The following is an 18,165-nucleotide window of genomic DNA, read 5'->3' as shown; positions in this document are numbered from 1 at the left end:
TTATCATAACGTGGTTTCAACAAAAAATCAGCTTTATTTCATCGCCGTGGCTAACGCATGATCATGCAATTCACCGTCCTGTAAGCGTCGGAAATAATCCTTTGTTTCATTCACAATCACATGACGCAAACCAATCAATGCCACCAAATTTGGAAACGCCATTAAACCATTCACAATATCGGCTAAAATCCAGATCGTTTTTAATTCAATAAACGCCCCACAAGCGACCAGCATAATAAAAATCGCACGGTAAACTTTAATGCCTCGAATATCAAACAGATACACAAAACAACGTTCGCCATAATAACACCAACCTAAAATCGTGGTAAACGCAAAAAACAGCAAGCCAATCGTCACAATGGTCGCCCCCATGCTTGAACCTAACCCTTGAGCAAAAGCTAAATTGGTGGCTGCTGCCCCCTCTGTGGGACCGTTCCAAACACCTGTTATCACCAACACCAGTCCTGTCATGGAACACACAATAATGGTATCTAAAAATGTCCCTGTCATAGAAATCAACCCTTGGCGTACAGGTTCTTTCGTTTGTGCCGCTGCTGCCGCAATGGGGGCCGAGCCTAAGCCGGCCTCGTTAGAAAAAATCCCCCGAGCAACGCCAGCTTGAATGGCTTTCATCACGGTTAACCCTAATGCCCCACCGATAGCCGCTTGCGGATTAAACGCACTCTGGATAATTAAGGAAATCGCTGCCGGTATTTTATCGGCATTGAACAGTAAAATTACCAACGACGTAAGCACATAAAGTATCGCCATAAATGGCACAATTAAAGTCGATGCCTTGGCAATGCGTTTTACGCCCCCCAAGATAATCGCTGCCACCAACGCCGTCACCACCGCTGCCGTGATGCCGACTGGCACATTGAAAGAATCTTGCATGGCATGGGTGATTGCATTAATTTGCGGAAACGTCCCAATGCCAAAAAACGCCACCAACACGCCAAAAATCGCAAATAATTTTGCCAACCATTTAAGCCCTAGTCCACGTTCAATATAGTACATCGGACCGCCCGCCATAAAGCCATTTTTATCACGCACTCGATATTTGACCGCCAACAATCCCTCGGCATATTTGGTCGCCATCCCTAACAAGGCCACTAACCACATCCAAAACATTGCCCCCGGTCCACCGGTTTGAATAGCAGTCGCTACCCCAACAATATTCCCCGTGCCAATAGTCGCCGAAAGTGCGGTACAAAGTGCGGCAAAAGCAGACACGTCGCCCGCTTGTCCATTACCTTTCTCACGTTTAAACATATAACCCAAGGCACGTGGTAACTGTACAATTTGAATAAAGCCAAGCCGTAGGGTTAAATAAAGCCCTGTGCCAGCTAATAAAATCAGTAGCGGCGGCCCCCAAATAAAGCTATCAATAGCGGATAAAAAATCTGAAATTAACATAATGAATCTCGTAAAAATTTTAAAAAATTTATACAAGGTAGCGGAAAGCATAGAAGAATACGCTGCCAAACAGCGTAAAAACTGGAATAACCTTTCGCCCCTGTCCTTTTGCCTGAGCGTTTGAAGTGGTTGTTTTACAACAACATTCACTCTTTCGCCTTCGGCGTTTCGCCACATTAATCTGTGCGAAATCTCTCCAAGGGTTCGTCCACTAGCAGTCCTCGCTGATTAAATAAACCAGCACCTGAAAGATTTTACCTCGTCGGTATAGGGTCAATTCCCTATTCTCCAACTAGCTTCAACCGAACTAATTTAACTTTCTTTTATAACAAAGAAAGTGCGGTCAATTTTAGCAAAAATTTTGCAAAATTCAACCGCACTTTGGAATTTATGCGTAGACTATTTGTTATCCCGTTCCCACTTCACTGCAATATAACTGCAACTCGGGATTAATTTCAAACCGTTTTCACGAATAAACGCCACCAAGGCTTGATAAAGTTTATCTGCTACCCCTTGCCCACGCAATACTTCTGATACATAGGTGTGATTGGCATTAATGTTTTGATCGTCCACGAGAAAATAGGTCAGTTCAGCAATCTTGTTACCATTTTCGTCTACCACAAAAAATTCGCCTTGATCGTTCTTTTGCTGATGTTGAATATTCATCTTATCGCACCCAATCTTCTGAAAATTCTGCATTTTCTGCAAAATCGGCGGTGTCACAAGGAATGGCTTTTTCTTCCGCTGCCCATTCGCCTAAATCAATTAATTGGCAACGCTTGCTACAAAACGGGCGATAAGCACTTTCAGACGACCAAACCACGGGCTTTTTACAGGTTGGACATGCTACGCTAAAACTGTCTGTCATTTTTTCTTACTCAGGGTTAAATAAAATTGGTGTAATTCTAGCACTTTTTGCCGCAATTCGCTTTCTGTTTGTGCCAAATCACCGTCATTATTAATCACCTCATCCGCCACGCTTAAGCGTGTTTCTCGGCTCACCTGTGCATTGATAATCTGTTGAATTAATTGCCGTTTATTGTTATCTCGCTGGCTGGCACGTTCTAATTGCGTTTCAACCGACACATCCACCACCAACACCCGATCACAAAGTGCGGTCAATTTATTTTCAATTAATAACGGCACCACAAACAACACATAAGGGGCAGTTTGAGCCTGCAACTGAACCAAACATTCCGCCCGAATAGCAGGATGTAACAACTGATTGAGCCAAGTTTTCTCGCTTTCATTGTTAAACACTTTTTCACGCAACACTGCACGATTCAGATCGCCCTGTTCGGTTAAAATTTCCTGCCCAAAATGCACCGCAATTTGCTCCAACAAAGGTGATCCTTTTTCCACCACCTGACGAGCCACCACATCCGCATCCACCAATGGCACGCCCAATTCTGCAAAAAAATTGGCAATCGTGGTTTTACCACTGCCGATACCGCCTGTCAGTCCGATGATGTAGGTCATTTTTTCATCCTGTATGTTATTTTTAATTATCCTACCATATTTAATCCCAATAAAAAAATCTGCCCAATCACTAAAAACGGGGCAAACGGCAAATACGCTACTTTCGCCCCTTTTACCCATTTCCACCCAGCAAACAGCAACCCAGAACAGCACGCCACAAACACCAAATACGGCAGTTGTTGCCACGGGTGAAAACTGCTTAATGCCCCCATTAGCCAATAGTCACCACGCCCAAGGGCGTCTTGTTGATAAAAACAACGGGCGAGATAAAAAATGAGATAGAACGCCACAAAGCCAAAGAATAGGCTTTGCAAGGCTTGTTCAAGGGAAATCGGAGTAAACTGGAAATAGGCTCCCGTGATGCCTAATGCCATTAACAGTTGGCAATGGGTGACGGAAATAAATTGATAATGCCCGTCAATTTTGGCGATTAAAAATAGCAGTACACCTGAGTTTACCCAAAACAACGCTTGTAGCGGTTCGGCAAAATACGCACTATTTACCCCAAAAAAGATCGCCCCTACGCCAAAATACAGCCAAAATCCACCGCACTTGATGGGCGTTAAGCGAGAGTTTTCGGGGCAATTCTGCGGTGCATTTTCGGGGAAAAGATCCGCATAGCTTTGGTAAATTTCTTGCTGAATTTGCATAGCTAAGTTTTGTAAATAATGCCGAACAATAACGCCAAGTAAGCCACCAAACACACAAAATCCGAGTATTATCATTGAATTAACGATCCCATATTAAAGATTGGCAAATACATCCCGAGCATAATCAAGCCAATCAGTCCGCCAATAACCACCATTAACAACGGCTCTAACATTTGCGAAAGCAGGTCAATTTTGTGATCCAGCTGTTGTTGATAGCTGTCGGCGATATGTTGCAACATAGAAGACAACTGCCCCGATTGTTCGCCCACTTGTAGCATTTGCTGGGCTTGCATTGGGAACAAGCCCGATCCCACGGCGGCAGAAAAAGCATAGCCCTGTGCAATCCAGTGCAATATGGCTTGGATTTCTTGAATCAGAGTTAAATCCCCTTGCAATTCTACCTTGCTTTGCCAGCTTTTCTTTTGGGGTAAAAAAGATTGCAAGGCTTGGTTTAATGGCACGCCAGAGGTGAGCATTAAGGCTAATCCCCGACAGAAATTCACCAGCCTTGATAGCTGAACGATAGTGCCAAGAACGGGCGTATTGGCGATCAATTTGGTTTTGAGTTGGTTAAGCCAAAGGGAAGATTTTAATTGCTGTTTAATCAGAAAAATCAACCCTACAATAAACAAAATCAGCAACCAAAAATATTGTTGTAATCCGTCCGATAAGAACAATAACACTTGAGTAAAAAATGGCAATTGAGCCTGATTATTGCCGTACATATCGGCAAATTGTGGCACAATAAAGATCAGTAAAAGGGCGGTTAAAAGTAGCGAAATACCGAGAACGAGCATAGGATAAAGCAGGATCTTCTGTAATTTGCGTTGTAATGCCACCGATTGTTGGCGGTGTTCGGCAATTTGGCTACAAACCGTGGCGAGTTTGCCCGTCATTTCGCCCACTTGAATCAGTTGGCGTTCTTGTAGGCTTAAAAATTTGCCTTGTTGCTGTAAGGCTTGCGAAAAAGACAACCCTGTTTCAATTTGTTCCAGCAGTTGGCGTAACCAGTGATTGAGCTGAATATTGGTACAATTTTGCAATAAAATCAACAGACTATTTTTTAACGGTACGGCAGATTTAAGCAAGATCGCCAATTGCAACAAGGTATCGCAAAGCTCCGCCGAACTCGGTTTTGTCGACAGCTGCCAATTTTGTTGCAACTTAATTTGTTGTAGCCCACGGCTAAATAATTGTTGCCGTGCAGTTTGTTCGGTTTCGGCAATCAACATACCTTTTTGTTTTTGGTTAAGGCGATTGAGGGCTTGCCAGCGGTACATTTTGAGTTTCATTTTATTTTGCTCCACAGTACAACCCCCTCTCCCTCTGGGAGAGGGCTGGGGTGAGGGTAAAATGATTTAATTGAACAGAAAAACCCTCACCCTAACCCTCTCCCAGAGGGAGAGGGGATGGTTTGGATAAATGTTAATTGCCTAGCACTCTTTTAATTTCTGCTATATCCGTAATTCCTTGCTCCACCTTTTGCTCCCCTGCCAGTTGTAACGTCTTGAAATCCAATTGATACTGGTTATCCAAATCAGGTTGTAGAAATTGATAAAGACCAATTCGCCCTTTGTAGCCTTGATGACAATCGCAGGAACTGTCCGCTTTTCCGCCGCACTTTTGGCAACGTTTCCGCACCAGCCGTTGGGCGATCACCAACAATAAACTGTTGTCAATTTCGTGTTGTTTAATCCCTAATTGCAATAAACGTGGAATGGCTGAGGCTGCGTCATTGGTATGCAAAGTTGACAGCACCAAATGCCCTGTTTGAGCCGCACGCAGTGCCATTGCGGCACTTTCTTCATCACGAATTTCGCCGAGCATAATAATATCGGGATCTTGACGCAGAAAGGTTCGCAATAACCGACTGAAATCCAAGCCAATTTGGGGATTAATTTGAGTCTGAATAATGCCTGACAGCGGAATTTCAATGGGATCTTCGGCGGTCATAATATGCTTTTCGGGACGGTTTAAATAGGAGAGTGCAGTGTAAAGGGTGATACTTTTTCCGCTTCCAGTTGGCCCCGTGACCAAAATTAATCCTTGCGGTTGATCCAACGCCTGTTGAAAACGTTGTTGCTGATCGGCGTTCATGCCTAAATCTGAAAATGCCAATTGTACAGGCTTGTTTTGCTGCATCCGCAACACGGCTTTTTCTCCCAACGGGGTCGGCAAGGTGGAAAGGCGGAAATCCAAAATATCGGAAAAGGTGGTTTTAAAATGAAAGCGACCATCTTGTGGCAAACGGGTTTCGCTGATGTCCAATTTCGCCAATAATTTTAAGCGAGAAATCACTCGACTAGACAGGCTCAAGGCAATCGGCGGTTGGTTTTGCAACACGCCATCCACCCGAAAACGCACCTGCAAATGTTGGGGTTGCGGTTCAAGGTGAATATCCGACGCCTGTTGATGAAGAGCGTTTTCAAAAATTTGATTGAGCAACTTGATCACTGGCTCATCACTTTGTTGAGCCGAGTGATGCTTGTCTTCGTTCTCTTGCGGTTGAGCGTGATAAAACACGGGGCTTTCTTGCACCATCAACGCTTGCGGAGCCAAATCTTGCAATAAGCCTTTGAGTACCTTGGTTTCCAATAACACAGGTTCAATCATTTTACCCGTGAGAAACGAGAAAGTTTCACAGGCTGATAAATTCGCCAAACTATCTAGCCCGAGCCAGACGCAATGTTCATCTTCCACCAAGGGACAAGCCAAATAGCGAATTAAAATGGCTTGCTGTTGCTGATTTTGTTGCCATAACTGCGGTGTAATTTGAAACAGTTTTCCATCACAGCTGGTGACATTGGGGCTAAATAGTTGTTGCATCATTTCCGCCTTAGTTACAGAAACCAGAAGGGAAAAGCTCTTTGTTTGTGCCACAATCAGCAGCCCAAGTGACGCCGGCGGTGTTTGAGCCTGCGGCAGTAAGGCTATAACTCACATCACTCACGCTACCTTTACCACTCACGGTGATTTTGCCATCAGACACTGCAATGCTACTCACATATTTCCCCAAGCCACTTGTCAATGCCGCTTGAATGCCGTTAGTGCCAGCACTACAACCTTCAGGTTTACCAATATTATAAACGCACAGCTCCACTTCGGAACGATAAGGCGCAGCCGCCTGCAACAGCTCTGAAATGGCGGCCTTTTTGGTATAATTTTGATAGCTTGGAATAGCAATGGTGGCTAGAATCGCCACAATAGCAATCACGATCATGAGTTCAATTAAGGTAAAGCCTTTTTTGAATGAAAAAGATTGGATGGCATGGTTAAAAGTGCGGTGAATTTTCATAGTGTTTTCCTTTTGTTAAAATAAATTCCGCTACACTTTGCACGCCAAGTCAAAATTTGGCAAAATAAACTGTTCAATTTTGGAATCAAGATCACAAAAATCACTTTTTTAGAGGGCAAAACCGATGGTAAACTCACAGGGTTGGTTGGAAAATATACGACATTTGCCCTCTCCGCATTTTGATCAACGCCCCGATCCTGAAGATATTTCGCTGTTAGTTGTTCATTACATCAGTCTGCCACCAGAACAATTTGGCGGTGGCTTTGTGGATGATTTCTTTCTTGGTAAACTTGATCCGACCGTTCACCCTTATTTTGAAACCATTTATCAAGTGCGAGTGTCTGCTCATTTTTTTATTGAACGAAATGGGCAAATTACCCAGTATGTGAGCTTACAAGATCGTGCATGGCACGCTGGCTTGTCCAGCTTTCAAGGACGGGATAAATGCAATGATTATGCTATTGGGATTGAATTAGAGGGAAGTAATGAACAGCCGTTTACGGAGGCACAATACAAGAAATTAGCTGAAATTACCCGCCAAATTATGGCAATTTACCCGAAAATCACCGCCGATCGCATTGTGGGACATTGTGATATTTCCCCCGAGCGGAAGATTGATCCAGGACAGTATTTTGATTGGGATAAATATATGAAATCCATTGCATAAAGAGTAACAATATACCATGCCATATTGACCAACAAAAAGGCTATTCCCTTATAAGAATAGCCTTTTTGTTGATAAACTGCGGTGAAAATCACACAAGATTTTCCCTATTTCCAGAACTGCCACCAACGTTTAGCACTGCCCTCTGGCGCCTCAATAATGGCGTTATTCACTTCTTGTTTCTCCACATCTGGCAAGGGTTTATCTAAATCTGTACTGGTGACAATACCTTTACTATCGAAATTCACAATAAAGTTGTGTTGCACAGGGTCTTCATAAGAATGTTGTTGTAAATAAACGTAGTACCACGTGTTATTACTAAAGGGATCGATTAACACAGGGGTACCCAGTAAATATTGCACCTGTTCTTTGGTCATGCCCGCTTGCACTTTTTGTACCGTGGAGGATTCCAAATAGTTACCTTGTGGCACGTCAATGCGATAAACAATTTTATTGACAGTTGAACAAGCTGAAACGCTTAAAGCGAGTGCGATCACCGCCGTGATGGATTTTAACTGCATTTTTCTACCTTTTTATTAATCGTTGTTATGATTGTGATAATACCGAATCTGAACACTATTGCCAAATTAATTTTTTATATTCCGCTGTAACTGATCACGCAAATTCGCGGGTAAGCCTTTAATCGTGAGGCTGTCATTTTGTTCGTCCCAAATAATGCGATTATTGATCAACGACGCATCAAAACTCAAGGTTACGCCTTTGCCTGAACCAGAAAATTTGGTTAAGGATTTCAACGCCGTTGGCACCGGTGGAATACTCTCCTCCAAGCCGTATTCTTGCTGTTGGGTAAATTCCACAAAAGGACGCTCATTTAGAGTGGGTAATTCTGCAGAAAGTTCCCGTAATTCAATATCATCACCGCAATTAATTTGTCCTTTGCAATAATCAAACACTTGCTTTTTCACGGCTTGTGTCTGCTCATTGCTCAATTCCCCCTGTTCGCAATAATCACTCACGGCTTGCAATAAGCATTGATTTTGCACTTTCGGATTTAACCCCTCCTCGGCCCCGAGAAAATCCATAAAGAAATCGCTGATTTTGCGACCGACACGGCCTTTGATAAAGGTCAAATATCGGTTTGAGGTGGCGTTCACACGTAAATCCGTTAAATTAATCCGTGCGGCAATATCGAATTGGTTAATGTTCAAATATTGGGTACGGTGAATTTCTAATTGTTCGTCCACTAACATGCTGATCCGACTGTCCAACAGCGCCACAAATAAATAATCTGTGGCCAAGAAATTATACTGACACAACACGAACGTACCGCTTTCTGCAAAGGGATATTTGCCCAATTCATTGACTAAAAGTTGAGTCGATTGATAGCTAAACGGTAAAAAATCCGTTTCTTTTTCCAATAATCGATTGAGTGCCTGTGCAAAAACCGATTGTGCTTGGAACACGCCATAGCCTTTAGCTTTGCTTTGATACACTTGATGTAATTCGAGCATTAATTGCTCCACTTCAGGGGTAATCGGCAGCAGCGTTTCACGTAAAATGCTATCAAGTTTCACCGGCGAAGTTTCGTCCTCACTGGCGGTTTTAATAATTTGATGTAATACAATTTGATTAACGGTAATGCTCATTTTTTCTTCTTTGTTATTTGAAAATAGTAAAATCCTGTTAATTATAACCGCACTTTGGCTAAAAATGTGGTAGTATTTGCAAATACATGATAGAAAATAAATACAATTATGGCTAGCAACTCAAAATATCAAGATAAACAAGTAGATGCAATTTTAAATGAAATGATCGCCGTATTAGAAAAACATCAAGCACCGGTGGATTTGTCTTTAATGGTGTTAGGTAACATGGTGACGAATTTGCTGATCAGTAGCGTGGGCGTACAGCAACAACAGGCCCTCGCCCAAGCCTTTTCTGAGGCGTTAATCAATTCCGTCAAACCCACAAAATAACAAAGTTAAGAGTGCGTTATGTTTTGGATTAAAAATGGCAGACAATACCGTGAACAGACGTCCCAAAAAATTTCTTGGGGGCATTGGTTTGCTTTTTTTAATATTCTCTGGGCGGTCGCCATTGGCTCTCGCTATGCTTTTCTGATTGACTGGCCACACACTTTTCTCGGACGACTTTATTTCTTTATCAGCATTCTCGGCCATTTCAGTTTTATTGCCTTTGGTGCCTATTTATTGGTGCTGTTCCCGCTCAGTTTTATCATTAAAAATGAACGCACTTTCCGTGGCGTGAGCGTGATTATTGCCACCATTGCCACGACGTTATTGTTAGTCGATACCGAAGTCTTTTCACGTTTTAATTTACACCTTTCTAGCGTGGTGTGGAATTTGCTGGTTAACCCTGAAAATGGCGAACTGTCACGAGATTGGCAGATTTTCTTTACGCCTATGCCGTTAATGCTATTGGCGCAAATGCTGTTTTCCCGTTGGGCGTGGTATAAATTACGCAGTTTAGAACGGCAAAAATGGATCCGTGGCGTCGGTGTGTTATTGACGGGGCTGTTTATTACCACGCATTTAATCTATGCTTGGGCGGACGCTTATTTATATCGCCCGATTACCATGCAAAAATCCAATTTCCCGTTGTCTTATCCCATGACCGCCCGCACGTTTTTAGAAAAACACGGCTTATTAGATAAACAACAATACGAAACCACCTTAGATCAAGAGGGGCGTCCAGACACGCCAATGATTCACTATCCGAAACAGGCATTGAGTTACGAACCCGTTGAAAATAAACCTAATTTATTCATTATCACGGTGTCAGGCTTACGCCAAGATGCGGTGCAAAAAGAAAAAATGCCGGCATTAACGGAATTTGCCGAAAAAGCGACGCAATTTACGCACCATTACACCACGGGCAGTAGCAATAATGCGGCGATTACCGGTTTATTCTATGGCTTAAATGCGAACTATACCGATAGTTTGTTAAATCACAAACAAACTTCGGTCTTGATTGAGAAAATGCAACAAGATGGCTATCAATTCGGGTTATTCTCCGCCACAAATTTTAAACCGAGCATTTTCCGCCAAGCCTTATTTCATCAGATGAAATTACCGAAACTGAAGGCGAAAAATAGTCAAATTGATAATCAAAGTGCGGTGAAAAATTGGCAAGTTTGGTTTAAACAAAAATCGGCCGATCAACCTTGGTTTAGCTATTTGAATTTAGATGTTGGAGAACTCACTCGTCAGCAACATTTGCCGACCGAGGCACAAGAACAAGCCTTTTATCAGGCGCAATTAACCCAATTAGATCACCAAATTAGCCTTATCTTAGCCGATTTAAACGCTCAACAGGCATTGGAGAATACGGCTGTGATTATCACAGGCGAGCAAGGTTATTCGTTCCAAAAAACCGAAGAAGCATTGCTTAATTATTTTGCCCCAGAAGAAATTCATGTGCCTATGATTGTGGCGTGGAAAGAGTTAAATACTGGTGAGGAGGACAAACTCACCAGTCATATTGATGTGGTGCCGGCCTTGATGTATAACCTATTTTGGGTAAAAAACAGCAATGCGGATTACACCCAAGGGCATAATTTATTCGACCATACTCAATCACCAAGGGAATGGGCGCTGGTGTCGAATTACCGTTGGAATGTGATTATTACGCCAAATGGCACACAATATCATATTGATAACAAAGGAAACTATCAAAAATACGACCGCACTTATCAGCCAGAGTCGTCTAACCGTCCACCTTTGGGGCTGTTCCTTGATGTGTATCAGCAAAATTCGAGCTTTATGGAAAAATAAGTATAAAAATACCGAGATAACGCTCGGTATTTTTCTTCTTCTAAAACTTCACAATATGCCCATAACCCTCTAAAATCTGTTTAATATGTTCCAGACTTTCTTTTTTCGGGGGCGTCACATCTTCTAGTTCATACTCCACGCCCAAGGTTTTCCATTTGTGCGCGCCTAAACGGTGATAAGGCAAGAGTTCCACTTTCTCAATATTTTGCATGCCTTCAATGAACTGACCGAGCAAATGCACATCTTCGTCCGCGTCCGTGTAACCCGGCACCACCACATAACGCACCCAAGTCGGGATATTGCGTTTTTGCAAATATTTGGCAAATTCCAGCGTCCGTTTATTCGGGACGCCAATCAGATTTTGGTGAATTTTATCGTTGAGCTGTTTTAAATCTAACAACACCAAATCCGTCACATCCAACAGTTCATCAATCACTTCATTATAGGCTCGCACAAAGCCGTTCGTATCCAAGCAAGTGTTAATGCCCGCGGCTTTACAAGCGCGGAACCAATCCCGCACAAATTCTGCTTGCAAAATGGCTTCGCCTCCCGACGCGGTCACACCACCGCCAGTGGCGTTCATAAAATGTTTATAGCTCACCACTTCTTTCATTAATTCGTCCACGCTGATTTCACGACCGCCGTCTAAATCCCAGGTATCACGGTTATGGCAATACTTACAACGCATTAAACAGCCTTGCATAAATAAAATAAACCGAATTCCCGGCCCGTCCACCGTGCCACAAGACTCAAATGAGTGAATACGTCCTAAAACAGACATGAAAAATTCCTTAGATAATCAAAATAATGGTCAAATTATACCAATATTTTCGCTGATTTTCAGTAAAATTCTCCTCTAGAGGCAATTTGCTTGATTTATCTTAATAAAAAATACAACTTTTTATTGCAATTTATCCCAGTCTGTATATAATTTCAAATAACCTGTACGAAATAACATAAAAAGGAAGAGCAACTATGAGAACCCTCAGTAAAAATCTAACCATTCGTCAACAAGAAGTTTATGACTTCTTAAAACATCACCTTGAAACCGCGGGTGTACCGCCAACACGGGCGGAGATTTCCCGCGAATTAGGTTTCAAATCGCCTAATGCGGCTGAAGAACATTTAAAAGCCTTGGCGCGCAAAGGAGCTATTGAAATGGTACCCGGCATGTCACGCGGGATTCGTTTATTGATGTCATCCAATGACGAGGACGAAGTCGAAGGCTTGCCTTTAATCGGCCGTGTTGCCGCGGGCGAACCGATTTTGGCCGAACAACATATTGAAGGCACCTACAAAGTGGATCCTGAAATGTTTAAACCACAAGCCGATTTCTTACTGAAAGTCAACGGACAATCCATGAAAGACATTGGTATCTTAGACGGTGATTTATTAGCGGTTCACAGCACCAAAGATGTGCGCAACGGTCAAGTGATTGTGGCGCGAATTGAAGATGAAGTCACCGTGAAACGTTTGGAACGTAAAGGGGATGTGATTTATTTACACCCTGAAAATGAAGAATACGAACCGATTGTGGTCAACTTGCGTGAACAAGAGCGCTTTGAAGTAGAAGGTATTGCGGTCGGTATTATTCGCAATAATGCGTGGATGTAATCTTCTCTATCAAAAGTAAAAATCAAAAGTAACAATAAAACAAAGGGCGTATCAATATATACGCCCCCTGTTACTTTTTTAGCGAATCTTATGCGCCGATCACAGCGTAACTGATCTGTTCAATTAAACGCTTATAAGTATTGCTACCATCACTCGGATTGACTTTAATTTCAATCACCGTGGTTTCCTTGCGTGAATAGGCTTGTTTTAACACCGAACCGAGATCCGCCCAAGTATAAGGACGGGCATATTTCAAATCAAACATAGCAGCGGCTTGCGCAAACTCGGCTTGATGTGGCAAGCGATAGAACGCATTTTTCACCTCTTGCTCCACGGGTAACATATCAAAAATTGCCCCGCCGTTATTGTTAATGATAAAAATCACCGTCGGTTGATTGACTTTCTTAAATAACGCCAAGGAATTAATATCATGCAACGCTGAAATATCGCCTAACACCACTGCCACCGGTTGATTGCCACCAATACCGACACCCGCCGCCGTCGCTAATAAACCGTCAATGCCACTGGCACCACGGTTGGTGTAAACAGGATAGCTGTCGGACAATTTCGCCAAGGCATCTACTAAACGAACAAATAGGCTGTTGCCAAGGAACAAGGCGCAATTTTTCGGTAAAATCCGTTCGATATGATGAGCTAAAGCCGCTTCGTTTAACCCGCCACCCACTTGTTGTTCAATAAAACTGGCGCAGAAATTGGACAAGGCTAAGGGTTCCAGTAGCCAAGGTTTTTGGCGTAATGCAGGGTGCGCGCGTAACCAATGATGAACCTTGCAATGAAAGCGAATTTGCTGATGATGGTGAGGATCTACCCGCGCTTGGCTGTCATCCACCACCCAATAAGTAGCACGGAAATTGGCTAAAAACTGATGGATACGTTTACTCACAAAACGCGAACCGAACTGTACCACAATATCCGCATGCAGTAATTTTTCTCGCACCGTTTTATTCGCCAACCAAATATCCGCATACGGCAAACTTGGTTCCACATTGGATTGGATATCGGTTAACAAAATCCAACCCATGTTATCCGCCCAAGCGCGAATGCCCATGGCTTGTTCTTGTGGCAACTGCCCCACCACAATAATCCCTTTTTTAGTACGCCATTCGTCCCAATTTTCGTGCATAAGGACTTCTTGTTGTACGTTTTGGTGTTCCGTCCAATGCTTAGACTGACTTAGCCAACGTTGTATAGGCGCTAGCCAAGGGTGACTATCAATATCATTGACCAATGCCTCATAAAGTGGCTCCGCAAAAGGGACGTTAATATGCACCACACCGTTTTGCTCCGCTTGTGTATAACAGGCTTGATCTAAACTGGACACCAACCATTTGACCGGATACTCTTGACTTGGACGAGGTAAATTCAGCGTTGCCACGGGATAAGGGGCGAACATATCGGCTTGTAAAATCGCCTGATTTGCACCGCACTCTAGCAGTTCTTCAGGCCGATCCGCCGTTAATACGATTAACTTCACTGCACTTTGGCGTGCCTCCACAATCGCGGGATACAAATTGGCAGCCGCCGTACCAGAAGTGACAATCACCGCCACCGGTGCCAATGTGGCTTTGGCTAAACCGAGGGCAAAAAAAGCTAATCCCCGTTCATCAAAATGGGCATGACAATAGGCTTTCCCTTGTTCTTGCAAACGTACCGCCTCTAAGGTCAAGGGGGTCGAACGTGACCCCGGCGCAATACAAAAATGTTGCACGCCTTGACGCACAAGGGTTTCTAAAATGACTTTCGACCAACACCGGTTAAAGGTACTCACTGCTGACATATTGCTCTCCGTTTTATCTCTTTTTGGGCTAATGCCATATTATTTATGATTCAATCGTTAATAAGCTCAATAAACTTGAGGCTTTGCGTTCAATTTCTTGCCATTCTAATTGTGGGTCCGATCCTGCCACAATACCCGCGCCCGCAAACACAGAAATTTTTTCCTGCTCAATCATGGCAGAACGAATGGTCACACAAAATTCTGCCCGTTCTTGACACATCACGCCTAAGGTTCCGGCATACCAAGCGCGGTCAAAATTTTCGGTTTTTTGCAAAAATTGCACCGCACTTTGCTGAGGTAACCCCGACACGGCCGCCGTCGGATGAATGGCTTGCAAACAGACGAAATCGGCCATTGGCACAGACAATTCAGCATGAATTGCACGGCGTAAATGTTGCACCTGACGCAATGGTTTAACCTCAACGTCCGCCACATGAATATGCTTGACGTAAGGTGCCAGATTATCACAAATCCCTTGCACCACTAATCGGTTCTCATGATCGTTTTTGCTGTCATGTAATAACCAGTCCGCCTGTTGTTGATTATGGGCGGGGTTATCTCCAATGGTTGCCGTACCGGCCAAGGCTTCCGTTTGCACCTCATCACCTTGACGGGCATACAAACGTTCAGGGCTAGACCCCACAAAAGCCTGTTCAGCTTGTTCCGCGTATAAAAAATGATAACAGCCGGTATTTTGCCGTTCACTTTCCGCCAGAAAATCTTTCGCGTCAATAGGTTGCGTCGCCACAAAATCCGTTTGATTGGCTAATACCACTTTACTCAAATGCCCTTGTTCAATTTCTTGCAAGGCTTGCGTAATCCAATGGGCCCACATAGACTCGCTTGCTTTTGAAGATTGCTTACGAATCACCTGTTTCAGTGGCTGAAGCGCGGTGAAATTTTGCAAAGTTTTCACCGCTTGTAAACAGGCCTGTTGTTCCGAGCTGAAATCCTGCTGGTTATCCCAGTAAACTTGTACTGACCAGCGGTTCCCTTGACATTGCACAAACAATCTTGGCAACCAAAAATGCGCCTGCTTATCAAAGGTCAGCCCGCCCACCAAAGAACAATCATGGGTTAACACAAATTGTTGAGCCAAATTTTCATCAGAAAACGCCCGTACTTTGCCAATCGCCGCCACCGTCATGGGTTCATCACGATAGTTTAAGTAAAATTGCGGATAGCTTTCTTGTGCTTTCAACCAAGCCAACAACGGCACGGCCATTGGCACATCCATGTCAAAATGCGTAATCGCAGAATGCGGTGATAATTTATGGGCTTGAATCTGCTCAATTAAGCCAGCACACAGGTTTTCCATTACATCTTATTTAAAAATTTGCGTTAAAATGACGTTTATTCTACCGCAAATCAAAAAAAATTTTTAGTAAATCTTTTATTATGTTGAAAATCTCCTTGCTGACCAAATAAGATATACTATAATATATACTATCTCGTAAGATAAAAGGAGGTATTATGCAAACTGCAAAGCTCTTTATGAATGGGCAAAGTCAAGCGGTACGATTACCCGCACAATTTCGTTTCCCCGGTGTGGAAGTGTATATTCGCAAAGATGAAGATTCAGGTGATGTGATTTTATCCAAACGCCCGCCCTCTTGGGATGGTTTTTTACAAGCCTGCGCCATCGCCAATCAAGCCAATGAAACGCTTGATTTAGGCGACCGTTCCCAAATCGCTGAACGCGATCCTTTTGATGATTGGCAAGAATAAGGAATCCTATGCAACGTTATTTATTAGATACCAATACCGTCAGCTATGCGATAAAAGGCCATGCCAATGTGCTGTATCAGTTGCAAAACAGACCCATGGCGTCGATTTGTATTTCGTCGATTACCTATGCCGAATTAAAATACGGTTTAGCCAAGCGTCCAGAAGCTAAAAAACTGCATACTGCCGTCAATGAATTTTTAGCGCGAGTCGATATCTTGGCATTTAACCAACAAACGGGGGACGCTTATGCGAAGTTACGCGCAGAAAGTGAATTGTCGGGTAAAAATCTGAGTGCATTGGATATGTTGATTGCCAGTCACGCTTATAGTGTGGGAGCCATTCTGGTCACCAGTGATAATGCGTTTAAACAAATTAGGGGATTACAAGTGGAAGATTGGACACATCAAGCGGAAAATCTACCGATAAATTAATTTTCCCTGAAAATTTTGCTTGTAATCCTTTTATTCTCGCGAAAATAATAGTAAAGTGCGGTTAATTTTCTGTTATTTTTAAGCAAGCCAAGGACATGATATGGACTTTTTCCCAAAATCCGACAAATTAGAACACGTCTGTTATGACATTCGTGGCCCCGTACACAAAGAGGCACTTCGCCTTGAAGAAGAAGGCAATAAAATTTTAAAACTGAATATCGGCAACCCCGCCCCTTTTGGCTTTGAGGCGCCGGATGAAGTGTTAGTGGATATTTTACGCAATCTTCCCTCTGCTCAAGGTTATTGCGATTCCAAAGGCATTTACTCCGCACGTAAAGCCATTGTGCAATATTATCAATCGAAAAATATTCTAGGTGCCACCGTAGATGATGTTTACATTGGTAACGGTGTGTCGGAATTAATCACCATGTCATTGCAAGCCTTGTTAAACAACGGTGATGAAGTGTTGATCCCCATGCCAGATTATCCGCTTTGGACAGCGGCCGCCACGCTTGCAGGCGGTAAAGCCGTGCATTATGTGTGTGATGAATCCTCCGATTGGTTCCCTGATATTGAGGACATTAAAAGCAAAATCACCGCCCGCACCAAAGCCATTGTAGTGATTAATCCAAATAACCCAACAGGCGCCGTATACAGCAAGGAATTACTGGAGCAAATCGTTGACGTGGCTCGTCAACATGGTTTGATTATTTTTGCGGATGAAATTTACGACAAGATTTTGTACGACAATGCGGTTCATCATCATATTGCGGCCCTTGCTCCTGATTTATTAACCATTACGTTCAATGGCTTATCCAAAGCCTATCGAGTGGCGGGTTTCCGTCAAGGTTGGATGATTTTGAACGGCCCGAAAAATCATGCCCAAGGTTACATTGAGGGCTTGGACATGTTGGCCTCAATGCGTTTGTGTGCCAATCATCCAATGCAACATGCCATTCAAACGGCGTTGGGCGGTTATCAAAGCATTAACGAGTATATTTTACCCGGTGGACGTTTATTGGAACAACGCAACAAAGCCTATGACCTCATTAGCCAAATCCCGGGCTTGAGTTGTGTTAAACCGAACGGTGCCATGTACATGTTCCCGAAAATTGACATCAAAAAATTCAATATTTATGATGATGAAAAAATGGTGTTGGATTTGTTACGTCAAGAAAAAGTGTTGTTAGTGCATGGTCGTGGTTTCAACTGGCATGCGCCTGATCATTTCCGTATTGTGACCTTGCCGCATGTCACCACGCTAGAAGACGCCTTAGGCAGATTAGCCAGATTTTTGGATGGATATCGGCAGTAATTTTTACCCTCACCCTAGCC

General features: G+C 43.3%; 20 protein-coding genes and 2 riboswitches. Of the genes, 7 read left to right on the top strand and 13 right to left on the bottom strand.

Annotated features, from left to right (window positions below; translation table 11 throughout):
- Positions 1-33: 33 nt before the first annotated feature.
- From ACTG7X_RS03825 to ACTG7X_RS03790, 8 genes are all read right to left on the bottom strand, one after another.
- Complete coding sequence (locus ACTG7X_RS03825; protein WP_439257221.1) at positions 34-1,416, bottom strand: alanine/glycine:cation symporter family protein; 1,383 nt, start codon at positions 1,414-1,416, stop codon at positions 34-36.
- 97 nt (positions 1,417-1,513) lie between these two features.
- Positions 1,514-1,619: riboswitch (glycine riboswitch) on the bottom strand.
- 2 nt (positions 1,620-1,621) lie between these two features.
- A riboswitch (glycine riboswitch) is annotated at positions 1,622-1,718 on the bottom strand.
- 97 nt (positions 1,719-1,815) lie between these two features.
- Positions 1,816-2,082: a GNAT family N-acetyltransferase gene (locus ACTG7X_RS03820; protein WP_439257220.1), complete on the bottom strand. Its 267-nt coding sequence runs from the start codon at positions 2,080-2,082 to the stop codon at positions 1,816-1,818.
- A 1-nt stretch (position 2,083) separates the two neighbouring features.
- Positions 2,084-2,284: a DNA gyrase inhibitor YacG gene (yacG, locus tag ACTG7X_RS03815; RefSeq protein ID WP_439257219.1), complete on the bottom strand. Its 201-nt coding sequence runs from the start codon at positions 2,282-2,284 to the stop codon at positions 2,084-2,086.
- Positions 2,281-2,895 (bottom strand): dephospho-CoA kinase, encoded by a 615-nt coding sequence (gene coaE, locus ACTG7X_RS03810; protein ID WP_439257218.1) that lies wholly within the window; start codon positions 2,893-2,895, stop codon positions 2,281-2,283. The genes yacG and coaE overlap by 4 nt, the downstream gene beginning before the upstream one ends.
- A 26-nt stretch (positions 2,896-2,921) precedes the next feature.
- Positions 2,922-3,620, bottom strand: coding sequence for a prepilin peptidase (locus ACTG7X_RS03805; RefSeq protein ID WP_439257217.1), 699 nt, complete (start codon positions 3,618-3,620; stop codon positions 2,922-2,924).
- The gene (locus ACTG7X_RS03800) at positions 3,617-4,837 is read right to left on the bottom strand and encodes a type II secretion system F family protein (protein ID WP_439257216.1); all 1,221 of its coding nucleotides are present in this window, start codon (positions 4,835-4,837) and stop codon (positions 3,617-3,619) included. Before ACTG7X_RS03800 ends, ACTG7X_RS03805 begins: the two co-directional genes overlap by 4 nt.
- A gap of 133 nt (positions 4,838-4,970) precedes the next feature.
- The gene (locus tag ACTG7X_RS03795; RefSeq protein ID WP_439257215.1) at positions 4,971-6,374 is read right to left on the bottom strand and encodes a GspE/PulE family protein; all 1,404 of its coding nucleotides are present in this window, start codon (positions 6,372-6,374) and stop codon (positions 4,971-4,973) included.
- 7 nt (positions 6,375-6,381) lie between these two features.
- On the bottom strand, positions 6,382-6,840 hold the full coding sequence (locus ACTG7X_RS03790) for a pilin (protein WP_439257214.1): 459 nt from the start codon (positions 6,838-6,840) through the stop codon (positions 6,382-6,384).
- A gap of 124 nt (positions 6,841-6,964) precedes the next feature.
- Here ACTG7X_RS03790 and ampD point away from each other — a divergent pair, with 124 nt between their 5' ends.
- Positions 6,965-7,507, top strand: coding sequence for a 1,6-anhydro-N-acetylmuramyl-L-alanine amidase AmpD (ampD, locus tag ACTG7X_RS03785; RefSeq protein WP_439257213.1), 543 nt, complete (start codon positions 6,965-6,967; stop codon positions 7,505-7,507).
- A 104-nt stretch (positions 7,508-7,611) separates the two neighbouring features.
- Here the strand turns inward: ampD and bamE are convergent, their stop codons facing one another.
- Positions 7,612-8,025: an outer membrane protein assembly factor BamE gene (gene bamE / locus ACTG7X_RS03780; protein ID WP_439257212.1), complete on the bottom strand. Its 414-nt coding sequence runs from the start codon at positions 8,023-8,025 to the stop codon at positions 7,612-7,614.
- A 66-nt stretch (positions 8,026-8,091) separates the two neighbouring features.
- Complete coding sequence (yejK, locus tag ACTG7X_RS03775) at positions 8,092-9,111, bottom strand: nucleoid-associated protein YejK (protein WP_439257211.1); 1,020 nt, start codon at positions 9,109-9,111, stop codon at positions 8,092-8,094.
- 108 nt (positions 9,112-9,219) lie between these two features.
- Here yejK and ACTG7X_RS03770 point away from each other — a divergent pair, with 108 nt between their 5' ends.
- Together ACTG7X_RS03770 and ACTG7X_RS03765 are read left to right on the top strand one after the other, a co-directional pair.
- Entirely contained in the window at positions 9,220-9,441 is a 222-nt protein-coding gene (locus tag ACTG7X_RS03770) for a YejL family protein (RefSeq protein WP_439239795.1), read from the top strand.
- 18 nt (positions 9,442-9,459) lie between these two features.
- Positions 9,460-11,259 carry a DUF3413 domain-containing protein gene (locus tag ACTG7X_RS03765; RefSeq protein WP_439257210.1) on the top strand — a complete coding sequence of 600 codons (1,800 nt, stop codon included), beginning with the start codon at positions 9,460-9,462 and terminating at the stop codon, positions 11,257-11,259.
- A 40-nt stretch (positions 11,260-11,299) separates the two neighbouring features.
- On the opposite strand, the gene pflA is transcribed toward ACTG7X_RS03765, so the two are convergent.
- Complete coding sequence (pflA, locus tag ACTG7X_RS03760) at positions 11,300-12,040, bottom strand: pyruvate formate lyase 1-activating protein (RefSeq protein WP_439257209.1); 741 nt, start codon at positions 12,038-12,040, stop codon at positions 11,300-11,302.
- A 194-nt stretch (positions 12,041-12,234) separates the two neighbouring features.
- Here pflA and lexA point away from each other — a divergent pair, with 194 nt between their 5' ends.
- Positions 12,235-12,873, top strand: a complete 639-nt coding sequence (lexA, locus tag ACTG7X_RS03755) for a transcriptional repressor LexA (protein ID WP_439257208.1) — start codon at positions 12,235-12,237, stop codon at positions 12,871-12,873.
- 88 nt (positions 12,874-12,961) lie between these two features.
- Here lexA and menD read toward each other — a convergent pair whose 3' ends face one another.
- Together menD and ACTG7X_RS03745 are read right to left on the bottom strand one after the other, a co-directional pair.
- The gene (gene menD / locus ACTG7X_RS03750; RefSeq protein WP_439257207.1) at positions 12,962-14,671 is read right to left on the bottom strand and encodes a 2-succinyl-5-enolpyruvyl-6-hydroxy-3-cyclohexene-1-carboxylic-acid synthase; all 1,710 of its coding nucleotides are present in this window, start codon (positions 14,669-14,671) and stop codon (positions 12,962-12,964) included.
- Positions 14,672-14,714: 43 nt separating this feature from the next.
- Positions 14,715-15,989, bottom strand: coding sequence for an isochorismate synthase (locus ACTG7X_RS03745; RefSeq protein ID WP_439257206.1), 1,275 nt, complete (start codon positions 15,987-15,989; stop codon positions 14,715-14,717).
- A gap of 155 nt (positions 15,990-16,144) precedes the next feature.
- On the opposite strand from ACTG7X_RS03745, the gene ACTG7X_RS03740 reads away from it, so the two are divergent.
- The 3 genes from ACTG7X_RS03740 (at position 16,145) to ACTG7X_RS03730 (ending at position 18,145) form a co-directional block, all read left to right on the top strand.
- Positions 16,145-16,399: an antitoxin gene (locus tag ACTG7X_RS03740; RefSeq protein WP_439257205.1), complete on the top strand. Its 255-nt coding sequence runs from the start codon at positions 16,145-16,147 to the stop codon at positions 16,397-16,399.
- Between the two features lie 8 nt (positions 16,400-16,407).
- Positions 16,408-16,830, top strand: coding sequence for a type II toxin-antitoxin system VapC family toxin (locus ACTG7X_RS03735; RefSeq protein ID WP_439257204.1), 423 nt, complete (start codon positions 16,408-16,410; stop codon positions 16,828-16,830).
- A gap of 100 nt (positions 16,831-16,930) precedes the next feature.
- Positions 16,931-18,145: a pyridoxal phosphate-dependent aminotransferase gene (locus ACTG7X_RS03730; RefSeq protein WP_439257203.1), complete on the top strand. Its 1,215-nt coding sequence runs from the start codon at positions 16,931-16,933 to the stop codon at positions 18,143-18,145.
- The last annotated feature ends 20 nt before the right edge of the window (positions 18,146-18,165 follow it).

Source organism: Lonepinella sp. BR2271 (genome assembly GCF_051851515.1).
GTDB lineage: Bacteria > Pseudomonadota > Gammaproteobacteria > Enterobacterales > Pasteurellaceae > Lonepinella.
The sequence above is the reverse complement of the archived record's forward strand: the minus strand, read 5'-3'. Positions and strand labels throughout refer to the sequence as shown.